General features: G+C 63.1%; 16 protein-coding genes. 11 read left to right on the top strand and 5 right to left on the bottom strand.

Going from position 1 to position 20,506, the window contains the following annotated elements:
• Positions 1-6 precede the first annotated feature (6 nt).
• From FLO80_RS03315 to FLO80_RS03300, 4 genes are read left to right on the top strand one after another with little or no spacing between them, the layout of a single operon-like run.
• Complete coding sequence (locus FLO80_RS03315) at positions 7-639, top strand: DUF2460 domain-containing protein (RefSeq protein WP_111363934.1); 633 nt, start codon at positions 7-9, stop codon at positions 637-639.
• Positions 639-1,523, top strand: a complete 885-nt coding sequence (locus FLO80_RS03310; protein WP_188078201.1) for a phage/gene transfer agent baseplate hub protein — start codon at positions 639-641, stop codon at positions 1,521-1,523. The genes FLO80_RS03315 and FLO80_RS03310 overlap by 1 nt, the downstream gene beginning before the upstream one ends.
• Positions 1,520-1,963: an NlpC/P60 family protein gene (locus tag FLO80_RS03305; RefSeq protein ID WP_111363940.1), complete on the top strand. Its 444-nt coding sequence runs from the start codon at positions 1,520-1,522 to the stop codon at positions 1,961-1,963. Before FLO80_RS03310 ends, FLO80_RS03305 begins: the two co-directional genes overlap by 4 nt.
• Positions 1,963-5,880: a baseplate multidomain protein megatron gene (locus FLO80_RS03300; RefSeq protein ID WP_111363943.1), complete on the top strand. Its 3,918-nt coding sequence runs from the start codon at positions 1,963-1,965 to the stop codon at positions 5,878-5,880. Before FLO80_RS03305 ends, FLO80_RS03300 begins: the two co-directional genes overlap by 1 nt.
• Before the next feature lie 4 nt (positions 5,881-5,884).
• On the opposite strand, the gene FLO80_RS03295 is transcribed toward FLO80_RS03300, so the two are convergent.
• Positions 5,885-6,241: a TraR/DksA family transcriptional regulator gene (locus tag FLO80_RS03295; protein ID WP_439328701.1), complete on the bottom strand. Its 357-nt coding sequence runs from the start codon at positions 6,239-6,241 to the stop codon at positions 5,885-5,887.
• Between the two features lie 66 nt (positions 6,242-6,307).
• Between FLO80_RS03295 and cysE the strand changes: the two genes are divergently transcribed.
• Positions 6,308-7,117: a serine O-acetyltransferase gene (cysE, locus tag FLO80_RS03290; RefSeq protein WP_111363949.1), complete on the top strand. Its 810-nt coding sequence runs from the start codon at positions 6,308-6,310 to the stop codon at positions 7,115-7,117.
• Between the two features lie 72 nt (positions 7,118-7,189).
• Here cysE and FLO80_RS03285 read toward each other — a convergent pair whose 3' ends face one another.
• Entirely contained in the window at positions 7,190-8,563 is a 1,374-nt protein-coding gene (locus FLO80_RS03285) for a M20/M25/M40 family metallo-hydrolase (protein WP_111363952.1), read from the bottom strand.
• A 249-nt stretch (positions 8,564-8,812) separates the two neighbouring features.
• On the opposite strand from FLO80_RS03285, the gene hemA reads away from it, so the two are divergent.
• From hemA to ispG, 3 genes are all read left to right on the top strand, one after another.
• Positions 8,813-10,042, top strand: coding sequence for a 5-aminolevulinate synthase (gene hemA, locus FLO80_RS03280; protein WP_111363955.1), 1,230 nt, complete (start codon positions 8,813-8,815; stop codon positions 10,040-10,042).
• Between the two features lie 109 nt (positions 10,043-10,151).
• The gene (locus tag FLO80_RS03275) at positions 10,152-11,381 is read left to right on the top strand and encodes a helix-turn-helix domain-containing protein (RefSeq protein WP_246156546.1); all 1,230 of its coding nucleotides are present in this window, start codon (positions 10,152-10,154) and stop codon (positions 11,379-11,381) included.
• Between the two features lie 81 nt (positions 11,382-11,462).
• The gene (ispG, locus tag FLO80_RS03270; RefSeq protein WP_111363958.1) at positions 11,463-12,578 is read left to right on the top strand and encodes a flavodoxin-dependent (E)-4-hydroxy-3-methylbut-2-enyl-diphosphate synthase; all 1,116 of its coding nucleotides are present in this window, start codon (positions 11,463-11,465) and stop codon (positions 12,576-12,578) included.
• 139 nt (positions 12,579-12,717) lie between these two features.
• Here the strand turns inward: ispG and FLO80_RS03265 are convergent, their stop codons facing one another.
• The 3 genes from FLO80_RS03265 to FLO80_RS03255 are packed head-to-tail and all read right to left on the bottom strand — an operon-like array spanning position 12,718 to position 15,339.
• Positions 12,718-13,251: a YbbN family protein gene (locus tag FLO80_RS03265; RefSeq protein ID WP_111363960.1), complete on the bottom strand. Its 534-nt coding sequence runs from the start codon at positions 13,249-13,251 to the stop codon at positions 12,718-12,720.
• Between the two features lie 6 nt (positions 13,252-13,257).
• Entirely contained in the window at positions 13,258-14,007 is a 750-nt protein-coding gene (locus FLO80_RS03260; protein WP_111363963.1) for a DsbA family protein, read from the bottom strand.
• Positions 14,008-14,013: 6 nt separating this feature from the next.
• Positions 14,014-15,339 (bottom strand): M48 family metalloprotease, encoded by a 1,326-nt coding sequence (locus FLO80_RS03255; protein WP_246156545.1) that lies wholly within the window; start codon positions 15,337-15,339, stop codon positions 14,014-14,016.
• A gap of 55 nt (positions 15,340-15,394) precedes the next feature.
• On the opposite strand from FLO80_RS03255, the gene FLO80_RS03250 reads away from it, so the two are divergent.
• From FLO80_RS03250 to FLO80_RS03240, 3 genes are all read left to right on the top strand, one after another.
• Positions 15,395-16,540 carry a pyridoxal phosphate-dependent aminotransferase gene (locus FLO80_RS03250; RefSeq protein ID WP_111363969.1) on the top strand — a complete coding sequence of 382 codons (1,146 nt, stop codon included), beginning with the start codon at positions 15,395-15,397 and terminating at the stop codon, positions 16,538-16,540.
• A 57-nt stretch (positions 16,541-16,597) separates the two neighbouring features.
• Positions 16,598-17,806 carry an N-acetylmuramoyl-L-alanine amidase gene (locus FLO80_RS03245; protein WP_111363972.1) on the top strand — a complete coding sequence of 403 codons (1,209 nt, stop codon included), beginning with the start codon at positions 16,598-16,600 and terminating at the stop codon, positions 17,804-17,806.
• Between the two features lie 118 nt (positions 17,807-17,924).
• Positions 17,925-20,483, top strand: a complete 2,559-nt coding sequence (locus FLO80_RS03240; RefSeq protein WP_111363974.1) for a penicillin-binding protein 1A — start codon at positions 17,925-17,927, stop codon at positions 20,481-20,483.
• The last annotated feature ends 23 nt before the right edge of the window (positions 20,484-20,506 follow it).

The following is a 20,506-nucleotide window of genomic DNA, read 5'->3' as shown; positions in this document are numbered from 1 at the left end:
CAAGCGATGAATTTCCATGAGGTGAGATTTCCCGCCAACCTGAGCTTCGGCTCGGTCGGGGGGCCTGAGCGACGCACGGATGTCGTGACGCTGGCCAACGGGTACGAGGAGCGCAACACGCCCTGGGCCCATGCGCGGCGACGCTATGACGCGGGGGTGTCGATGCGCTCGCTCGACGATATCGAGGTGCTGATCGCGTTCTTCGAGGCGCGGCGCGGGCAGATGTATAGCTTTCGCTGGAAGGACTGGTCGGATTTCAAATCCTGCAAGATGAGTGCGGCGCCCGCCTATACCGATCAGGAGATCGCGGTGGGCGACGAGGCGACGACAGCGTTCCAGTTGATGAAGACCTATCGCTCGGGCGAGTTCACCTATGTTCGCCCCATCTCCAAGCCGGTCAAGGGCAGCGTGCGCGTCGGGATAGAGGGCGAGGAGCAGCAGGAGGGTGTGCATTACGAGGTCGACGAGACCACCGGGTTCGTTGCCTTCGCCCATCCGATCAACATGGGCATGCGGATCACCGCCGGGTTCGAGTTCGACGTGCCGGTGCGGTTCGACACCGACCGGATCATGACCAACGTGGCGTCGTTCCGGGCGGGCGACGTGCCGAGCGTGCCGGTGGTGGAGGTGCGGGTCTGATGGCGTTCAACGAAGGGCTGCGCGCCCATCTGCAAAGCGGCGTGACGACGGTGTGCCACGCTTGGGCGATCACCCGGGCCGATGGGGTGGTGTTCGGGTTCACCGATCATGACGAGGGGCTTGGCTTCGAGGGGATTGAGTTCAAGGCTGACACCGGGCTTTCGGCCATGGCGCTGCAACAATCGACCGGGCTTTCGGTCGACAATACCGAGGCGCTGGGCGCGCTTTCCGACGCCGCCGTGAGTGAGGCCGATATCGAGGCCGGGCGCTTTGACGGGGCCGAGGTGCGCGCGTGGCGGGTGAACTGGGCCGATGTGAACGCGCGCCAGTTGATGTTTCGCGGCACGATCGGCGAGTTGAAGCGCGCGGGTGGGGCGTTTCGGGCCGAGTTGCGCGGGCTGGCGGCGGCACTCAACCGGCCACTGGGGCGGGTCTATCAGAAACCCTGCACCGCGGTTCTGGGTGATGCGGCCTGTGGGTTCGACGTCACGACGTCGGGGTATTCGGTCGAGTTGCCGGTCGAGGCGGTGGAGGCGCGCAGCCGGTTCATCCTTGACGCGCTACCGGGGTTCGAGCCGGGATGGTTTGCGCGCGGGGTTCTGGAGGGGTTGAGCGGGGCCAGCGCGGGGCTGCGCGGGATCGTCAAGCGCGATCTCTTCGACGGTGGAAAGCGCGTGATCGAGCTGTGGCAGCCGATGCGCGACGAGATCGCGCCGGGCGACATGATCCGCCTTGTTGCGGGCTGTGACAAACGCACGGAGACCTGTCGGCTCAAGTTCAACAACCTGCTCAATTTCCAGGGGTTTCCCGATCTGCCCGGCGAAAGCTGGCTGATGGTGCAGCCGGGTCAGTCGGGGCAACTGGGCGGGGGCAGCCGGAGATGAGCGGGCGCGACGACATCGTGCGCGCCGCGCGCGGCTGGATCGGCACGCCCTATCGGCATCAGGCCGCGATGCGCGGGGCGGGGTGCGATTGCCTGGGGCTTTTGCGCGGGGTCTGGCGCGAGGTTCTGGGCGCGGAGCCCGAACCGGTTCCGGCCTATTCGATGGACTGGGCCGAGCCGCAGGGCGACGAGCGTTTGTGGCAGGCTGCCCGGCGGCATCTGCTCGAGGTCGCGCCGTCCGACGAGGCGCTGGGCGATGTGATCTTGTTCCGGATGCGCGCCGGGGCGGTGGCCAAGCATCTGGGGCTTGCCGCGCGCGTCGGCCCGGACGCCACGTTCATTCATTCCTATGCGGGGCATGGCGTGGTCGAAAGCCCGCTCAGCACCCCGTGGCGGCGCCGGATCGCGGCGCGGTTCAGATTTCCCAAGGAGGCCAGTTGATGGCGACGATACTTCTTTCCGCTGCAGGGGCCGCGATTGGCGGCTCGATCGGCGGCACGGTTCTGGGGCTTTCGTCGGTTGCCGTTGGTCGTTTCGCGGGTGCGGCGCTGGGCCGGGTGATCGACCAGCGGGTGATGGGCGCGGGCTCGGACGCGGTGGAGACCGGGCGGATCGAGCGGTTTCGCCTGACCGGCGCGGGCGAGGGCGACCCCATCGCGCAGGTCTATGGCCGGATGCAGGTGGCCGGTCACGTGATCTGGGCCACGCAGTTTTCCGAGAGCGTGACGGTCACCGGCGGTGGCAAGGGTGCCCCGCGCCAGCCCGAACGGCGCGACTATTCCTATTCCGTCAGCCTTGCGATTGCGCTTTGCGAGGGCGAGATTTCGGGCGTGGGCCGGGTCTGGGCCGATGGCACCGAGATCGCGCCGGATGACCTGAACATGCGGGTCTATCCGGGCACGCGCGACCAGGTGCCGGATGCGAAGATGGAGGCTGTCGAGGGGTCAGGGCAGGTGCCCGCCTATCGTGGCACGGCCTATGTGGTGATCGAGGATTTACAGCTTGGTCCATTCGGCAACCACGTGCCGCAATTCACATTCGAGGTGATGCGCCCCGCGCAGCCGGGGCTTTCGGATGCCGACGAGGATATGGCGCATGGCATTCGCGCCGTGGCCATGATGCCCGGGAGCGGTGAATACGCGCTGGCCACGACGCCGGTGCATTTTTCGCACGGGGTTGGAAAATCGGCGCTTGCGAATGTGAACACGCCTGCAGGCAAGGCGGATTTCGCGGTGTCGGTCGAGCGTCTGGGCATGGAATTGCCGAATTGCGGTTCGACATCCCTGATCGTGAGCTGGTTCGGCGACGATCTGCGCTGTGGTGAATGCACGATCCGGCCCAAGGTCGAACAGGCGGAGTTCGACGGCAGCGAAATGCCGTGGAGCGTGGCGGGCGAGACCCGGGCCAGCGCCCCGATGGTGGCGCGCGATGGCGAGGACCGCCCGGTTTACGGTGGCACGCCCGCCGATGCTTCGGTGATCGAGGCGATTCAAGCCTTGAACGCCGCCGGCCAGGACGTTGTGTTCTATCCCTTTATCCTGATGGATCAGATGGCGGGCAACATGCTGATCGATCCCTATAGCGGTGACGCGGGCCAGCCCGCCCTGCCATGGCGGGGGCGGATCACCACGTCGCGCGCGCCGGGCGTCGCGGTGAGCCCGGACGGCACGGCGCAGGCCGAGGCGGAAGTGGCCGATTTCTTCGGCTCGGCGCAGGTGTCGGATTTCGCGATTGCGGCTGGCGTCGTGTCCTATTCCGGCCCGGCCGAATGGCGCTATCGCCGCTTCATCCTGCACCAGGCCGCGCTTTGTGCCGCCGCTGGTGGGGTCGATGCCTTCTGCATCGGGTCGGAAATGCGCGGGCTTACGCGGATCAGGGGGGCGGGTGGTTTCCCGGCGGTGGAAGCGCTGCGCGACCTGGCCGCCGATTGCCGCGCGATTCTCGGGCCGGATACGAAAATCAGCTATGCCGCCGACTGGTCGGAATATTTCGGCTACAACGCGCCGGGGGGTGATCGCTATTTCCATCTCGATCCGCTTTGGGCGGATGACAATATCGACTTCATCGGCATCGACAATTACATGCCGCTGTCCGATTGGCGTGACGGGCAGGATCACCTCGACGCGCAGGACTGGGCCTCGATTTACGATCTCGGCTACCTGCAATCGAATGTCGTGGGCGGCGAGGGGTATGACTGGTATTACCACTCACCCGAAGCCCGCGCGGCACAGATCCGCACGCCCATTACCGATGGTGATCACGATGAGCCGTGGGTCTGGCGCTACAAGGATATCGCGAACTGGTGGCGCCATGCACATCATGAACGCATCGGCGGGGTGCGACAGGCAGAGTCCACCGACTGGGTGCCGATGTCAAAACCGATCTGGTTCACCGAACTGGGCTGTGCCGCCATCGACAAGGGCACCAACCAGCCCAACAAGTTTCTCGATCCGAAATCCTCAGAATCCGCGATTCCCTATCATTCGAACGGGCGGCGCGATGAATTCATCCAGATGCAGTATCTGCGCGCGATGACGCGGTTCTGGGGCGACCCGGCCAACAACCCGATGAGCCCCGAATATGGCGCGCCGATGGTCGACATGTCCCGCGCCCATGTATGGGCTTGGGATGCGCGGCCCTATCCGTTCTTTCCGGGCAATGCCGCGCTCTGGACCGATGCGGCGAATTATGCGCGCGGGCATTGGATCACCGGGCGCGCCTCGGCACGCGCGCTTTCTTCGGTGGTCGAGGAGATTTGTGCGCGGGCCGGGCTGCGCGATATCGATGTTTCCGGCCTCAATGGCGTGGTGCGCGGTTACACGGTGCCCGATGTCGGCGATGCGCGCGCGGCGTTGCAGCCCCTGTTGCTGGCCCACGGGTTCGACGCGGTCGAGCGCGACGGGGTCTTGCGCTTCGCGATGCGCGACGGGATCGAGGATCGGGCGCAGGACGCGACGACACTGGTTGCCCATGACGAGATCGAGGGCAGAATCGAACGCAGCCGCGCCGCCGAGGCCGAACTTGTCGGGCGGGTGCGGCTGCGGTTCGTGCAGGCGGATGCGAATTTCGACGTGCTGGCCGAAGAGGCGGTGCTGCCCGACGAGGCGACCCATGCCGTGGCCAGCAGCGAATTGCCCATCGCCCTGACCCGTGCAGAGGGGCGGCAGGTGGTCGAACGCTGGCTCTCGGAATCACGGGTGGCGCGGGACGGGTTGCGCTTTGCGCTGCCGCCCTCAAGGCTCGATATCGGGCCGGGCGATGTGCTCAGGCTCGACACGGGCGAGGGTGCCGACCTGTTGCGGGTGGACCGGGTCGAGATGGGCATGTCGCAGATCGTCGAGGCGGTGCGGATCGAGCCGGAGACCTATGACCCCTCAGAGATCGAGGAGGATGGCGTTCAGCTTGGCGAGTTTGTCCCGCCGGTGCCGGTCTTTCCACTGTTCCTCGACCTGCCGCTCATGACCGGTGCGGAAGAGCCGCACGCGCCGCATCTCGCCATCACGGCCGAGCCATGGCCCGGATCGGTCGGGGTTTATGGCTCGGACCATGACGGGAGCTATGCGCTGGACAGTATCGTCGCGGCGCGCAGCACAGTGGGGATCACCCGCGCACCGCTGGTTGCGGCGCAGCCGGGGCTCATCGACCGGGGCGAGGGTTTGCTGATCGAGTTGACGTCCGGCCAGCTTGAATCGGTTGACGATCTGGCCCTGCTCAATGGCGCGAACTTCGCCGCGATCGGGGATGGCAGCGCGGAGAACTGGGAGTTGTTCCAGTTTCGCGATGCCGAGCTTGTGGGGCCGAACACGTATTTCCTGCGCCACCGGTTGCGCGGGCAACTGGGCAGTGACGACTGGCAGCCCGCGATCTGGCCTGCGGGCTCATATTTCGTGCTCATGAACGGCGTGCCGGGTCAGATCGACCTGTCGCTGGCGCAGCGCAACCGCGCCCGCCACTACCGGATCGGTCCGGCCCGGCGCGCCTATAGTGATCCGTCCCATGTCCATCGCGTCGCGGCATTTTCCGGTGTGGGCTTGAAACCGCTCAGCCCCGTGCATCTGCGCGCGACGCGTGGCCCGGGCGGCGATCTCAGCCTGCGTTGGGTGCGGCGCACGCGGATCGGTGGCGACAGTTGGGACGGGATCGACGTGCCGTTGGGTGAAGAGCGCGAAAGCTATGTCGTGCGGGTGCTGCAAGGCGGGGCGATCCTGCGCGAAGAGCAGGTGAGCGCGCCCGAATGGACCTATGCGGCGGCCGCACAATCCGCCGACGGGGCAGGCGGTGCGATCGATCTCGCGGTGGCGCAGGTCTCGGCGATCTACGGGGCGGGGGCGTTCGGTCGGGTGACGGTGACGCTTTGATCATTCACCCCGACGCGCAGGAAATGCAGCGTGTCACGCCGGGATCGAGTTCGAGCCGCTTGAGCGCGATTTCATCGCCGCAATCCTCGCAATAGCCGAACTCATCTTCGGCGATGCGTTTGAGCGCCGCCCGCAACCGGCGCCCGAGCGCATCGCGCCGCACCTGCGTCGCCTTGGCCATCGCCTGATTCTGAAGCGCGTCCATCCGGCTCAGCCGCCCGACCGATTGCTGGTCGAGCATCACGACACCCTGACCTTCGCGCCCCAGCGCATTCTCTTCCTCCAGCCCGGCAAGCTGAGCCTCGATCAGGGCGCGGAACCGGGCGATTTCCCTGTCATCCATCGTGATCTGCGTCCTCACGGCTTTGCGTTTGGCTCTGTCATCCTATGTGATATAATAGAGGCAAAGCAAAGGACATGAGATCAGATGGCAAAAACGCGCACCAAACTGGCCCAACTCGACCCGGTCTGGGCCCAGATCGTCGAAGAGGCCGAACAGGCGGTTCGGGATGAACCGCTTCTGGGCGGGCTCGTCCATTCCAGCGTGATCTATCACGGCTCGCTCGAACGGGCGCTGGCATACAGGATCTCGCTCAAGCTGGCCTCGGGCGAGATGTCGGCCCAGATCCTGCGCGAAATCTGCGACGAGGCCTATTCCTCCGACCCGTCGCTCGCCACCGATGCGCGCGCCGACATCGCGGCGGTCTATGACCGCGATCCGGCCTGCCACCGGTTTCTTCAACCGCTGCTCTTCTTCAAGGGGTTCCTCGCCGTGCAGGCCTATCGCGTGGCGCATTGGCTCTGGAACGAGGGGCGCACCGACCTTGCGCTCTTCATCCAGATGCGTGTTTCCGAGGTCCTCTCGATCGACATCCACCCGGCGGCGAGGATCGGCAAGGGCATCATGATCGACCATGCCCATTCGATCGTCATCGGCGAGACCGCCGTGGTGGGTGACAACGTTTCTCTCCTGCATTCGGTAACGCTTGGCGGGACCGGCAAGGACGATCAGGACCGCCACCCCAAGATCGGCAATGGCGTTCTGATCGGTGCGGGGGCCAAGGTGCTGGGCAATATCCGGGTGGGCGATTGCTCGCGTGTCGCGGCCGGGTCGGTCGTGCTGAGCGATGTGCCGCCCTGCAAGACCGTGGCGGGCGTGCCCGCGCGGATCGTGGGCGAGGCCGGCTGCGATCAGCCCGCGATGACCATGGACCAGATTCTGAAGAACGGCGCGTAACAGAACGATTTTTCGGCGAAAAATCGGGTTTCGGATCGTGGCGGCCGGATCGGTGACCCGGCCGTTTGCACATTACCTGGTCAGTGCGTCCAGGATTCGCGCCCAGCTTCGTGTGCCTTTGTGGAAACTCTCCATGTCGTATTTCTCGTTCGGGGAATGGATCTGGTCGTCATCCTTGCCGAACCCGATCAGCATCGAATCCATGTCGGTGATGGTCTTGAAATAGCCCGCGATCGGGATCGACCCGCCGCACCCGATATAGGCCGCCGTGTCGGGCCACTCGTCCGAAAGCGCCTGGCGGGCCTTTTCAAAGGCCGGGTCGTCGATCGACATCTGCGACGCGGGTGAGCCCTTCTCGGTGCGGTATTCCACGCTGAACCCTTCCGGCAACTGCCCTTCCAGGTAGCTGCGAAAGCTCTTGCGGATCGCGTTCGGGTCCTGCGTGCCGACAAGGCGGAAACTGATCTTGGCACTGGCCTTCGACGGCAGCACGGTCTTGAACCCGTCGCCGGTATAGCCGCCCCAGATGCCGTTCACGTCACAAGTGGGCCGCGACCAGATCATTTCCAGCGGCGTGCGGTCCTGCTCCCCCGCCGGATCCTTCAACCCCACATCGCCGAGGAAACTCGCGTGATCAAAGCCCAGCCCCTGCCATTGGCTCAGAATCTCGTCTGAAAGCTCGGGCACCCCGTCGTAGAAACCGGGCAGGGTGATGCGGCCCGTGTCGTCATGCAGCCCGGCAATGATCCGGGTCAGAACCCGGATCGGGTTCATGGCGATCCCGCCATACATGCCCGAATGCAGATCGCGGCTCGGCCCGGTGATGGTGAAATCCTCGCCCAGAAGACCGCGCAGCATGGTGGTGATCGCGGGCACCCGGCTCTCGAACATGCCGGTGTCGCAGATCAGCGCGATGTCGGCTTTCAACTCGTCGCGATTCGCCTCCATGAACGGCACGAGCGAGGGCGAGCCTGATTCTTCCTCGCCCTCAAGGAAAAAGGTGATGCGACAGGGCAGGCTGCCATGCTCCGCCTTCCACGCCCGGCAGGCTTCGATAAAGGTCATGAGCTGGCCCTTGTCGTCCGATGCCCCGCGCCCGCGGATCACGCGGCCCGCATCCGTTTCCTCAATGGCCGGGTCGAACGGGTCGCGATCCCACAGCTCCAGCGGATCGACCGGTTGCACGTCGTAATGACCGTAGAAAAGCAGGTGCGGGCCGTCGCCCTCGACATGACCCACAACCATCGGATGGCCCGGCGTGGGTCGTTTTTCGGCTTTGGCACCAAGGCTTTGCAGGTCCGCAACCAGCCAGTCGGCGGCCTTGCCACACTCCGCCTTGTAGGCAGGATCGGTCGAGATGGACTGAATCCGCAACAGCTCCATCAGGCGATCGGTGGCGGCGGGCAGATCGGAATCGATCCGGGCCAGAACGGCGTCGAGTGACATGGGGTAGGCTCCTTCGATTGTGGGAATTCGTGCTGCGGCGAAGAGTAACAGCCGCGCCCCCGGTGTCCAGCGTGACCTCATGCGAAAAACTTGACTTCGGTCAAAGTCACGGGGGGCGGCAATTTGTATTCTTTCTAAAAGATGTGCCACCAGATAATATCTTGGGCACGTTGCGAACAGGGCCGCGGCCCGCCCCCGGATGAATGACCTGCGAGGCCAGGCACCGGGATCAAGAAAAGGGGAAGTCGCGTGGACTACAAGGCTCAACTGGACCAGTGCCTCAACCGTCTGCATGAAGAGGGGCGCTATCGCACCTTCATCGACATCGAGCGTGAGAACGGCAATTTCCCCCATGCCACGTGGCGCCGCCCCGATGGCAGCGAACAGCCGATCACCGTCTGGTGCGGCAACGATTATCTCGGCATGGGGCAGAACCCGGCGGTCCTGTCGGCCATGCACGAGGCGATCGACGCCACCGGCGCGGGCTCGGGCGGCACGCGCAACATTTCTGGCACCACCGTCTATCACAAGCGGCTCGAGGCCGAACTGGCCGATCTGCATGGCAAAGAAGCGGCGCTTCTGTTCACCAGCGCCTATATCGCCAATGACGCGACGCTCTCGACCCTGCCCAAGCTGTTTCCCGGGCTGATCATCTATTCCGACGCCTTGAACCACGCGAGCATGATCGAAGGCGTGCGCCGCAATGGCGGTGCGAAACGCATCTTCCGGCACAACGACGTCGAACATCTGCGCGAATTGCTCGCTGCCGACGACCCGGCCGCACCCAAGATGATCGCCTTCGAATCGGTCTATTCGATGGATGGCGATTTCGGACCCGTAGAGGCGATCTGCGACCTCGCGGACGAGTTCGGCGCGCTCACCTATATCGACGAGGTCCATGCCGTGGGCATGTATGGCCCGCGCGGGGCAGGCGTGAGCGAACGCGACCGGCTGGCCCATCGCATCGACATCATCAATGGCACGCTGGCCAAGGCCTATGGCGTGATGGGCGGCTATATCGCGGCCAGCGCGAAAATGTGCGACGCGATCCGCTCCTATGCGCCGGGGTTCATCTTCACCACCTCGCTCGCGCCCGCCATCGCCGCCGGGGCCGCGGCCTCGGTGGCCTTCCTCAAGACATCCCGGGGCAAGGAGCTGCGCGACCGGCACCAGGAACAGGCCAAGACGCTCAAGATGCGCCTCAAGGGGCTGGGCCTGCCGATCATCGACCATGGCAGCCATATCGTGCCGGTGATCGTCGGCGACCCGGTGCACACCAAGAAGCTCTCGGACATGCTGCTCGACCGGTTCGGAATCTACGTTCAGCCGATCAATTTTCCGACCGTGCCGCGCGGAACCGAACGGCTGCGCTTTACCCCATCGCCGGTGCATGGCCCGGACGAGATGGACCGGCTGATCCGCTCAATGGATGAGCTTTGGTCGCATTGTGCGCTGAATCGTGCCGAACTTTCCGCCTGAACGGGTGCCGCATATGCAAATATTCTTGTGCTGTGCTATGCATATGCCATGAAGATGAACGAGTCGGGGCGGCCCTGACTCGATTCGTCGTGGCAATAGGGGCAGGAACGTGATCGGTCGCAAATCCAGGCGCGAAGCGCAGGAGCAAATCGACGAACCCAAGTGGTTCGATGATTTCGACATGCGACTCGGCGACCTGATGCGCGGCGAACGTGCCACGATGGGCAAATCCCTTCTCGATGTGCAACGCGAATTGCGGATCAAGGCCGCCTATATCGCGGCCATCGAAAATGCCGACCCTTCGGTGTTCGACACCCCCGGCTTCATCGCCGGTTACGTGCGTTCCTATGCGCGGTATCTCGGCATGGACCCCGACAAGGCGTTCGCGGCGTTCTGCACCGAATCCGGCTTTACGACGGCGCATGGCATGTCCGCCGCCGCCTCGACCATTCGCAAGCCCGATACATTGCGCGGATCGCGCCGCCTTGGGCTGGGCCGAAACGATCCCGATCCCATCCTCGGGTCCGGCCTTGGCTTTTCCCCCGCCGATGACAGCATGTTTTCGAGCGTTGAGCCGCGCGCCGTCGGGTCGCTTCTGGTGTTGGTTGCGCTGGTCGGCGCGTTGGGCTTTGGCGGCTGGACCATCCTCAACGAGGTGCAGCGCGTGCAGGTCGCGCCGGTCGACCAGACCCCGAATGTGCTGGCCGATCTCGACCCGCTGGCCGGTGTCGTCGCCGTGTCCGACAACGAGGACGTGGTCAACGCATCGGCGACCGCTGCGGGCGTCTTCAATCCGCCATCGCAAACGCTCGACCGTCTCTATCGCCCCGAGGCGCTCGATGTGCCGGTGATGGTGTCGCGCGACGGCCCGATCTCGACGCTCGATCCGCGCATGATGGGCAGTTTCGCGGAACCCGAAACGGTCAGCATGGCCGAGGTTTCGGAACCTGCCGAACCCACCATGCCACAGGTCATCGCCGAACAGGAAAAAGGCGTGATGCTGTTTGCCGTGCGCCCCGCCTGGGTGCGTATCCGCGCGGGTGACGGGTCGATCATCTTTGAAAAGATCCTTGAAGCGGGCGAGGAATACAAGCTTCCCGATGATGTCGAGGCCCCCACGCTTCAGGCCGGGATGTCCGGCTCGCTCTATTTCGAAATCGACGGCGAACTCTTTGGCCCGGCCGGTGAAGGCACGGCGACGGTGCGCCGCCTGTCCATCGCCCGCGATCAGCTCCTGGCCAGCTATGGACCGGCCGATCTCAGCCGCGATCCCGAACTGGCCAAGGTCATCGCGCTGGCCGAGGCGCAATCCGGCCAGACCCCGCCGGATCAGGACTGAACAGAACTCAATCGCCGCATTGCAGCGCGGGGGCAGGGGGATTATCTAACCCCTGACAGCAACCGCGACCGGGAAATGCTCATGTCTCTCAATCACGTCCGCCCGTGGCGCAATATCTATCGCCGCAAAAGCCGCCAGATCCATGTCGGCCCGGTGCCGGTCGGGGGCGATGCACCCATCGCGGTGCAGACCATGACCAACACGCCGACCACCGATATCGCGGCCACCATCGCCCAGGTTCAGGCCGCCGCCGAAGCCGGGGCCGATATCGTGCGCGTCTCGGTGCCCGACGAGGCATCGTCGAAAGCACTGCACGAGATCACCCGCGAAAGCCCGGTGCCCATCGTCGCCGACATCCATTTCCACTATCGCCGCGCCATCGAGGCGGCCGAGGCGGGCGCCGCCTGCCTGCGCATCAATCCCGGCAATATCGGCAACGAATCGCGCGTGCGCGATGTCATCGCCGCCGCGCGCGATCATGGCTGTTCGATTCGCATCGGCGTGAATGCCGGCAGTCTGGAAAAGCACCTCCTTGAAAAATACGGCGAGCCTTGCCCCGACGCGATGGTCGAAAGCGGGCTCGACCATATCCGCATCCTGCAAGACCACGATTTCCACGAATTCAAGATCAGCGTGAAAGCCTCCGACGTGTTCATGTCGGCCGCCGCCTATCAACAACTGGCCGAGGCCACCGACGCCCCGATCCATCTCGGCATCACCGAGGCGGGGGGCCTCGTCTCCGGCACGATCAAGAGCGCGATCGGCCTGGGGCAACTCCTCTGGATGGGCATCGGCGACACGCTCCGGGTGTCTCTCTCCGCCGATCCGGTCGAAGAGGTCAAGGTCGGCTTCGAGATCCTCAAATCGCTCGGCCTGCGCCATCGCGGGGTCAACATCATCTCCTGCCCGTCCTGCGCGCGACAGGGGTTCGACGTGATCAAGACGGTCGAGGAACTGGAAAAACGGCTCGCCCATATCCACACCCCGATGAGCCTGTCGATCATCGGCTGCGTGGTGAACGGCCCCGGCGAGGCGCTGATGACCGATGTCGGCTTTACCGGCGGTGGCGCCGGCTCGGGCATGGTCTATCTCGCGGGCAAGCAGGATCACAAGCAGGGCAACGAAGGCATGATCGACCATATCGTCGAACTGGTCGAAAAGCGCGCCGCGGAGATCGAAGCCGAGGGCGAGGCGTGATCCTCCGCACGGTGCGTTAACCGGTTTTGGCCGGGGAAATGCTGCAACGCGGCGGTGTAAGCTTTGCAGCCGGGCAGCAGCCGGAGATCACCCCTCGATTTTTCGCCGAAAAATCGCGTTAACCCCACCGCGCGCTGCGTTATTGCCCGGTCCCTTTTTCGAGGTAGCGCGCCAGGACCGGGGCAGGCATATGCCCTTGGATCATCATCCGCGGCATGACGTAGAAAGGCAGGTCGCCCACCCCCAGCGCATCAGCCAGATCACCATGTTCGCCCCGGTCGATCAACATCACTTTCAAGTCGTAACCATCTGACAATGCGCGCAAATCATCTTCCGCCCGCTTGCAGTCGGCACAGCCGTCGGCGGTAAAGAGCGCGATCATGTTTTCCGCGTCCGGGTCACCGAATCCCGGCAGATCGTCATCGAAAAGCGCATCCGCGTGCCGCGCGATCAGCGCGTGATCGGCGGCGATCTCCTCTTCATAGGCGGGTGCCGGGTAGGTCGCTTGAGGAATGCCGTGCAAGCCATTGAGAAGGATTGGATTTTCCACCAGAACGCTCCGGATTTCATCATCCAGAATCCGGCGTTCTTCGGGGGTCAAGGCTCCGAAATCCGTCCCGGCCATGACCACACCCGGCCAGAGCAGCAGGACAACAAGGCGCAACAGTGTCATTGCGGATCAACGGTCGCGAACTTCATCCACGATCTCGATCATTCCGGCCAGCGGCACATACCCCCTAAGCATTTGGTCTTCCACGACAAAAGTGGGTGTTCCATTGATACTCATCCGCTGGGCCAGCGCACGGTTCGCCTCGATCACCCGGCCCACCTCGTCGCTCTCCATCCGCTCAAAGATCGCGTCCGCATCAAGATCGAACGAGTCGGCCAGCCGCCGCAAGACCGCTTCCTCCGGGCTGGGTTTGAGCTTCATCAGCGCATCGCTCACCGCGTGATAGGCCTCGTCCCCCGCGAGTTGAAGCGTCGCGATCGCGAAGCGTGACGAGATCACGGAATCCGCGCCAAGTATCGGAAATTCCTTGACAATCATTCGGATATTTCCATCCGTTTCAAGCAATTGTGCCACCTCGTCATGGGCACGGCGGCAATAGCCGCAACGGTAATCCAGGAATTCGACGATGGTGACGTCCCCATCCGGATTGCCCCCCACCCAGGAATCGGGGTCGTTGAACAGCGCTTCGGAGTTGACCTGCACCAGCGTCTGGTCGTCCTCGGACTGCCGCTCGGCCTGACGTTGTTCCAGCACCGCCACCGCTTCCATGATGATTTCAGGGTTTTCAAGAAGATAGCTGCGAATCTCGGCGCGAAACGCGCTGCGTTCATCGGCACTCATCGCGGTCAGGTCGAAGGCCCCGGCCGGCGCGGTCAGCATCAGCCCGGCGACCAGCGCAAAGGGAAGGGTGGGTTTCATGATCTTCTATCTCCGTTTCTTGCTCGCGGCCTCAGCCGCCAAAAGCACATCCTGCGCCCGTTGCCAACCGGTTGACCCACGTGGCAAAAGGTCCGATGCGCGTTTCGCGTGAATACCGGCATCTTCCATCCGCCCTTGCAACGCATATCGTTCTGACGTCACCAGCGACGCCATGCCCATTTGCCCGCTTTTCGCATAGGCTTGGCCCAGATCCCTCATCACTCTTGCGTTATTTCCATCCGAGGCGCGTGATTTCTCAAGGGTTTTCAGGGCATTCGCGCTGTCCCCTGCGGCAAGAAGTGCATGACCATAGCTGCCCAGGATCAGCGCATCGCGCGGCGCGAGATTGACCGCATTGCGATAGGCAGTGAGCGCCGCGCGGGTGCTTCGGCTTTCCATAAGGATTTGGCCGTAAAGTTCATGATAGAACGGGTCGCGGGGATGTGCGGCAAGAAGTTTCTGCATTGCGGCAACGGCTTTCGCGGTGTTGCTGTCACGATGATGCGAAATGGCGCGCCGCATCAGCTCGATATCAGGCGCCGCGCTGTCCCCGGCGCGGCTGCGCGTCCATTTGGGCGATCTGAGAAAGGCGGTGAGTTTGCCCTTGGCGCGCGAGAACCAGTAGTCGAACTTCGGGTCGGAAGCGTTTGTTTTCGTGTAAGTATCGGCAAGCGCATTGGCATGGCGCAGCCGATCACGGCTCATCGGGTGGGTGCGCGCATAGGGGTCTTGCCGCGCGGCCGAGATCAGTTCCTGCCCCGCGAAGATCTCAATCACCCGGACCAACCCGTTCGGATTGACGCCCGCCCGCGCCATGTAACGGATGGCCGATTGATCGGCCGATGATTCCTCGGCCCGCGTGTGGCCCATGAAAACGCGGCTGGCCGAACTGGAAATCCCCACGCCAAGCGCGGTTGCCGCCTCGCTGCTTCCGCTCGCTGCTGCGGCTGCGGCGAGGGCCATGCCGATACCCGCGACGTTTTTCGCCACCCGGGCATTCAACATGCGCCGCGCGATATGGCCATGGGCAAGATGCGCGGCCTCATGCGCGATCACGGCCTGTAATTCGGCCGCGTCATCGAGGCGCATGATCATGCCGGAGTGAATGAAAATATGATTGTTATCAATAACAAAGGCGTTCATGTTCCGGTCCTGAACCACCAGTATCCTGACCCTTGCAGGCGACAACCCGGCCGCGGTCAGAACCGGCTTGGCGAGTTGGTTCAACGCATGTTCGATATCCGGATCGCGCAGCAACGTGACCGCCGACGCAGGCAGCACCGAGGCGAGGAACAACGCGCCCGTGAGACAGATTGCTAGTAGGCGGTGCATTGACGCGGGTTCCTCTCCCTGTGAAAACCGATCCAGCACAGTTAGGAAGAAATTCATGCGGAACTCAAGGCGCGGTCAGGTCGATCCCTTCATTGTGATGGATGTCATGGAGGCCGCCCGCCGCGCCGAAGAGGCCGGGCGGCACGTCATCCACATGGAGGTGGGCCAACCAGGAACGCCCGCCCCGCAAGGCGCGCGCACGGCGCTTGCCCGGGCGATGAAGGACGAGCCGCTGGGATACTCCGTGGCGCTTGGCCTGCCCGCGCTTCGTCAACGGATCGCGCGGCTTTATGGCGACTGGTATGATGTCGACCTTGATCCGGGCCGCGTGATCGTCACCGCGGGGTCGTCGGGGGCGTTCGTCCTTGCCTTCACGGCGCTCTTTGATGCGGGTGATCGCGTCGGCATCGGCGAGCCGGGCTATCCTTCCTACCGGCAGATCCTGCGCGCGCTCAATGTAGAACCCGTGGGCATTGCCGCGCGCGATGAAAACCGGCTCCAGCCAGTGCCAGGTGATCTGGAAAACCTTGATTTGCAAGGACTTATGGTGGCTTCCCCGGCGAATCCAAGCGGCACGATGCTCGACAAACCGGCGCTTTCTTCACTGATAGAAACCTGTGCCGCGCGTGACATCGCCTTTATCAGCGATGAAATTTATCACGGCATCGAGTACGAATCCAAGGCAGTGACGGCGCTTGAAATCACCGACGACGCCTATGTGATCAATTCCTTTTCCAAGTATTTCTCGATGACCGGTTGGCGGGTCGGCTGGATGGTCGTCCCCGAGGCGCATGTCCGCCTGATCGAACGGCTGGCGCAGAACCTGTTTATCTGTGCGTCGCATGCCGGGCAGGTGGCAGCGCTTGCCGCGATGGAGTGTGACGAGGAATTGCAGGGCAATCTCGCGGTCTACAAGGCCAACCGGACCTTGATGCTCGAGGGGCTGTCCGACGCCGGGTTCGACCGGATTGCACCGCCCGACGGGGCGTTCTATGTTTATGCCGATGTCTCGCACCTGACCGACGACAGCCGCGCCTTTGCGGCGGAAATCCTTGAAAAGGCCGGGGTTGCGGTCACACCGGGCCTTGATTTCGATCCGCATCGCGGTCACGGCACGATCCGGTTTTCCTATGCCCGCTCGACCGGGGATATCCGCGAAGGGCTCGCACGGCTCAAACGCTTCATGCAGGCGCGTGGATGATTTCCATTGGTCTGCATTTGCGATAGGGTTCTGTCAAAAGACCCAGGTGGCGGGCTTATGAGCAGATTCTATCAACTCTTCGTCGTTCTGGCGCTGTTCTGGCTGGCTGTTCCGGCCATGGCACAGGATCTGAGCGGTCTGGCACGGGTCGACCCGGATCAAAGCCTGTTGGCGGATCACGGCAATGAAACCACCCTCGACCTGCATTTGAGCCAAGGTGTACCTTATCGCTTTTTCAGTCTGGAAGAGCCGGATCGTCTTGTGATCGACTTTCGCGAAGTGGATTGGACCGGGCTTAGTGCTCTCGCCTTCAATCGATCCGAGCGGGTTGAGGACGTGCGTTTCGGCGGATTTCGCCCCGGATGGTCACGCATGGTGCTCGATCTGGCACAGCCCATGAAGGTGCGGCAAAGCGATATGCGCATCGACCGGGTGAGCAGCACCGCGCATTTGCGTCTGCATCTTGCGTCGGTGACTCGTGAACAGTTTGCCCGGCTGTCGGTGAAACCGGATACGCCGGATTGGGGTGTGTCCACGCCGCCACCGTCGGTCGATGCCGAGGGGCGCATCGTGGTGGTTCTCGATCCCGGTCACGGCGGGATTGATCCGGGGGCCACGGGTGATGGATATACCGAAAAGGATCTCATGCTGGTCTTCGCCCGCGAGCTGCGCGAGGCCCTGCTGCGTGTTGACGGGATCGAGGTCGTTCTGACCCGCGATTCGGATATGTTCGTGTCGCTTGAACGGCGGGTCGCCATCGCCCATCAGGCCGGGGCGCACCTGTTCCTGTCGCTTCACGCCGATGCGTTGTCAGACGGCCACGCCACGGGCGCGACGATCCACACCCTGTCGGAACAGGCCAGCGACAAGGCGAGCGCGCTTTTGGCCGAACGTCATAACCGCGCCGATATTCTGGCCGGGATCGACCTCACCGGGACGGATGACACGGTGGCCGATATCCTGATGGACTTGGCGCGCGTCGAAACCCAGCCCCGGACCGAGCGTCTTGCCGAGTCCTTGATCGAGTCGCTGCGCGCGGCCAACGCGCCGCTCAACCGTCGCCCGTACCGCTCGGCCGCGTTCTCGGTGCTCAAGGCCGCGGATATCCCGTCCGTGCTCCTTGAAATCGGGTTCATGTCAAGCGAACGCGACCTGCGCAACATCGCGAACCCGGACTGGCGCAAGAGTATGGCCGAGGCGCTGCGCGATGGCATTCAGGCCTGGATGATCACCGATGCATCTCTGCGCGGGCTGGTGCGGCAATGACGGGGCCACGCATCATGCGCAGAAAACAGGCAGTTTCCAGCCGATCGGTTGCAGCAATGTGTTTTGACCATGTGCTGCTCGCTACCTATATAGGCAGGACGAGGTTCAGGGGGCGCGCGTGCTGAGATTTGTCTTGTCGACATTGGGGGGGCTATTCAGCCTCATCACGATGGGGGTGATGATGGTTGCCCTGTCGGTGGGGGCGGTCTTCTGGATCTATGGGCAGGATCTGCCCAGCCATGCCAGCCTGGCGCAATACACGCCCCCGACAATCAGCCGTATCTATTCCGGCGAAGGAAGGATCATCGACGAATTCGCGCAGGAAAGGCGCCTGTTCGTGCTCGCCGAGGATATTCCCGATGTGGTCAAACAGGCGTTCATCAGCGCCGAAGACAAGAATTTTTATGACCATCAGGGCTATGACATGCGCGGCATCCTTATTGCCGCCTACGAAGCCGTGCGCTCACGCGGCAGCGATATCCGCGGCGCCTCGACCATCACCCAGCAGGTGATGAAGAACTTCTTGTTGTCAGGGGACAGAAGGGCCGAGCGCAAGATCAAGGAAATCATCCTCGCCACGCGCCTCGAGGAAACGCTGAGCAAGGACCAGATACTGGAGCTCTATCTCAACGAGATTTTCCTCGGGCAGAACTCCTATGGGGTCGCGGCAGCGTCGCAAAGCTATTTCAACAAGTCACTTGAAGAACTGGCGCCGCATGAGGCGGCATTCCTCGCGTCATTGCCCAAAGCGCCGAGCGATTATCACCCGGTCCGTCGCAAGGATCGGTTGATGGCGCGGCGGAATTTCGTTCTGAGGGAGATGTTGGAGAACGGATACTTGACCCAGGCGGTTTACGAGAGGGAAATCGAGCAACCGCTTCGTTCTGTCCAGAACGGGGATTTCGAAAGCTATCGCGGGGATTTGCCTCCCAGGGATTATTTCACTGACGAAATCCGCAGGCAATTGTCAGAGGATTTCGGCGAGGAAGAGTTCTTTTCCGGCGGCTTGAGCGTGCGCGCAACCGTCGATCCCGACATGCAGAAGATTGCAGCCCATGCCTTGCAGCTTCAGCTCGAGGAATATGACCGGGGGCTTGGGATATGGCGCGGCACGGGCGAGGCGCTTGCCCCGGAAGCGCTTGAAAGCGAAGCACGATGGCGGGAGGCATTGGCAGAGGTCGATATCGCCCGTGATATTGATCTTGAGAATCCATGGTATCCGGCTGTGGTCCTTGAACTGGGGGCGAATGACGCACGCATCGGGATCGAAGGTGTCGAAGATGACGAGGACGGCCACTGGATTCCTGCCAATGACGTGCAGTGGGCTCGCAAGAGGCTTGAGGACGGTAAACTTGGGCGCAAGGCGCGGGTGGCCGCCGATCTTCTCGATGTCGGGGATGTCGTGCATGTGCGGCGCATGACGAGCGATAGCGACGGCAGCTTCATCCGCTGGACCTTGCGACAGGTTCCCGAGGTTCAAGGCGGCTTCATGGCGATGGACGTCAATACCGGTCGCGTGATCGCGATGCAGGGCGGGTTTTCCTATCAGCATTCGGTGTTCAACCGCGCCACGCAGGCGCGTCGACAGCCCGGTTCGTCCTTCAAGCCCTTTGTCTTTGCGTCGGCGTTGGACAGCGGGTATTCGCCGGCGACAATCGTGGTTGACGCCCCGATCGAGATCAACACGCCGCAGGGGGTCTGGCGGCCCCGAAACGCGTCGAACCAGTTCTATGGACCAACGCCGCTGCGCACCGGAATCGAGCGCTCACGCAACTTGATGACAGTCCGCCTTGCCCAGGAGGTGGGGATGGACGTGGTGGCGGATTATGCCGAACGCTTTGGCGTTTATGATCACATGAGCCCGTTTCTGGCCAATGCTCTCGGGTCCGAAGAAAGCACCCTGTTCAAGATGGTCGCGGCCTATGCGATGTTTGCCAATGGTGGCCAGCGGGTCGAGCCGACGCTGGTTGACCGGGTGCAGGACCGATATGGCAAGACTGTCTATCGTCACGACACGCGTGATTGCCGCGATTGCGACAACCCCGCCATATCCCGAAGCGAGAGCCCCGAGATCGTGTCATATCGCGAGAGGGTCATGAACGAAGTGACGGCCTATCAATTGACGTCGATGATGCGTGGCGTGGTTGATCGTGGCACAGCCGCGAGAACGGTAAACCTGCCGGTGCCCGTTGCGGGCAAAACCGGGACAACCAACGAGGCCAAGGATGTCTGGTTCATTGGCTTCACATCGAACATCGTGGCCGGGTGCTATATTGGATACGACAATCCGCGCGGCCTTGGCCGCGGGGCATCGGGCGGGGGGATGTGTGGCCCTGTCTTTCAAAGGTTCATGAGCGAAGCGATCAAGAAATATGGCGGCGGGCAGTTCCGTGTTCCAAGGGAATGCACCTTTATCAACATCGACCGTTTCACCGGCGCGCCTCTTGGTCCGGATGCGAACGGGGATCACGTGGTCGCCGAATGTTTCCGCGAAGGCGAAGAACCGCTGTTCGGCGTGATGTATGATGGCGGTTTTGCAATGGGTGAAAACCTGCCGTTGTTCGACGAGGCACGCGAGGCCAATAGCGGACGGCAGGTCACGACATCGACCGGCAAAAAGGCCGTGGTCGGCCCCAAGGCGAACTTTGGCACCCTGAGTTCGGGCGGCCTCTACTGAGCTTGCCGCGCGGCTTTGGCTCG

It is taken from the genome of Aquicoccus porphyridii (assembly GCF_008369105.1).
Lineage (GTDB): Bacteria > Pseudomonadota > Alphaproteobacteria > Rhodobacterales > Rhodobacteraceae > Aquicoccus > Aquicoccus porphyridii.
Note: the sequence above shows the minus strand (reverse complement) of the source record. Positions and strands in the feature narration are given on the sequence as shown.

Bases quoted from the DNA above. Each gene is read 5' to 3' on its own strand.
- FLO80_RS03250 (WP_111363969.1), top strand. From the start codon at position 15,395: ATGCGGAACTCAAGGCGCGGTCAGGTCGATCCCTTCATTGTGATGGAT.
- FLO80_RS03260 (WP_111363963.1), bottom strand. From the start codon at position 14,007: ATGAAACCCACCCTTCCCTTTGCGCTGGTCGCCGGGCTGATGCTGACC.
- FLO80_RS03285 (WP_111363952.1), bottom strand. From the start codon at position 8,563: ATGTCACTCGACGCCGTTCTGGCCCGGATCGATTCCGATCTGCCCGCC.
- ispG (WP_111363958.1), top strand. From the start codon at position 11,463: ATGTCTCTCAATCACGTCCGCCCGTGGCGCAATATCTATCGCCGCAAA.
- FLO80_RS03305 (WP_111363940.1), top strand. From the start codon at position 1,520: ATGAGCGGGCGCGACGACATCGTGCGCGCCGCGCGCGGCTGGATCGGC.
- FLO80_RS03300 (WP_111363943.1), top strand. From the start codon at position 1,963: ATGGCGACGATACTTCTTTCCGCTGCAGGGGCCGCGATTGGCGGCTCG.
- FLO80_RS03255 (WP_246156545.1), bottom strand. From the start codon at position 15,339: ATGCACCGCCTACTAGCAATCTGTCTCACGGGCGCGTTGTTCCTCGCC.
- FLO80_RS03315 (WP_111363934.1), top strand. From the start codon at position 7: ATGAATTTCCATGAGGTGAGATTTCCCGCCAACCTGAGCTTCGGCTCG.
- cysE (WP_111363949.1), top strand. From the start codon at position 6,308: ATGGCAAAAACGCGCACCAAACTGGCCCAACTCGACCCGGTCTGGGCC.
- FLO80_RS03310 (WP_188078201.1), top strand. From the start codon at position 639: ATGGCGTTCAACGAAGGGCTGCGCGCCCATCTGCAAAGCGGCGTGACG.
- FLO80_RS03265 (WP_111363960.1), bottom strand. From the start codon at position 13,251: ATGACACTGTTGCGCCTTGTTGTCCTGCTGCTCTGGCCGGGTGTGGTC.
- FLO80_RS03245 (WP_111363972.1), top strand. From the start codon at position 16,598: ATGAGCAGATTCTATCAACTCTTCGTCGTTCTGGCGCTGTTCTGGCTG.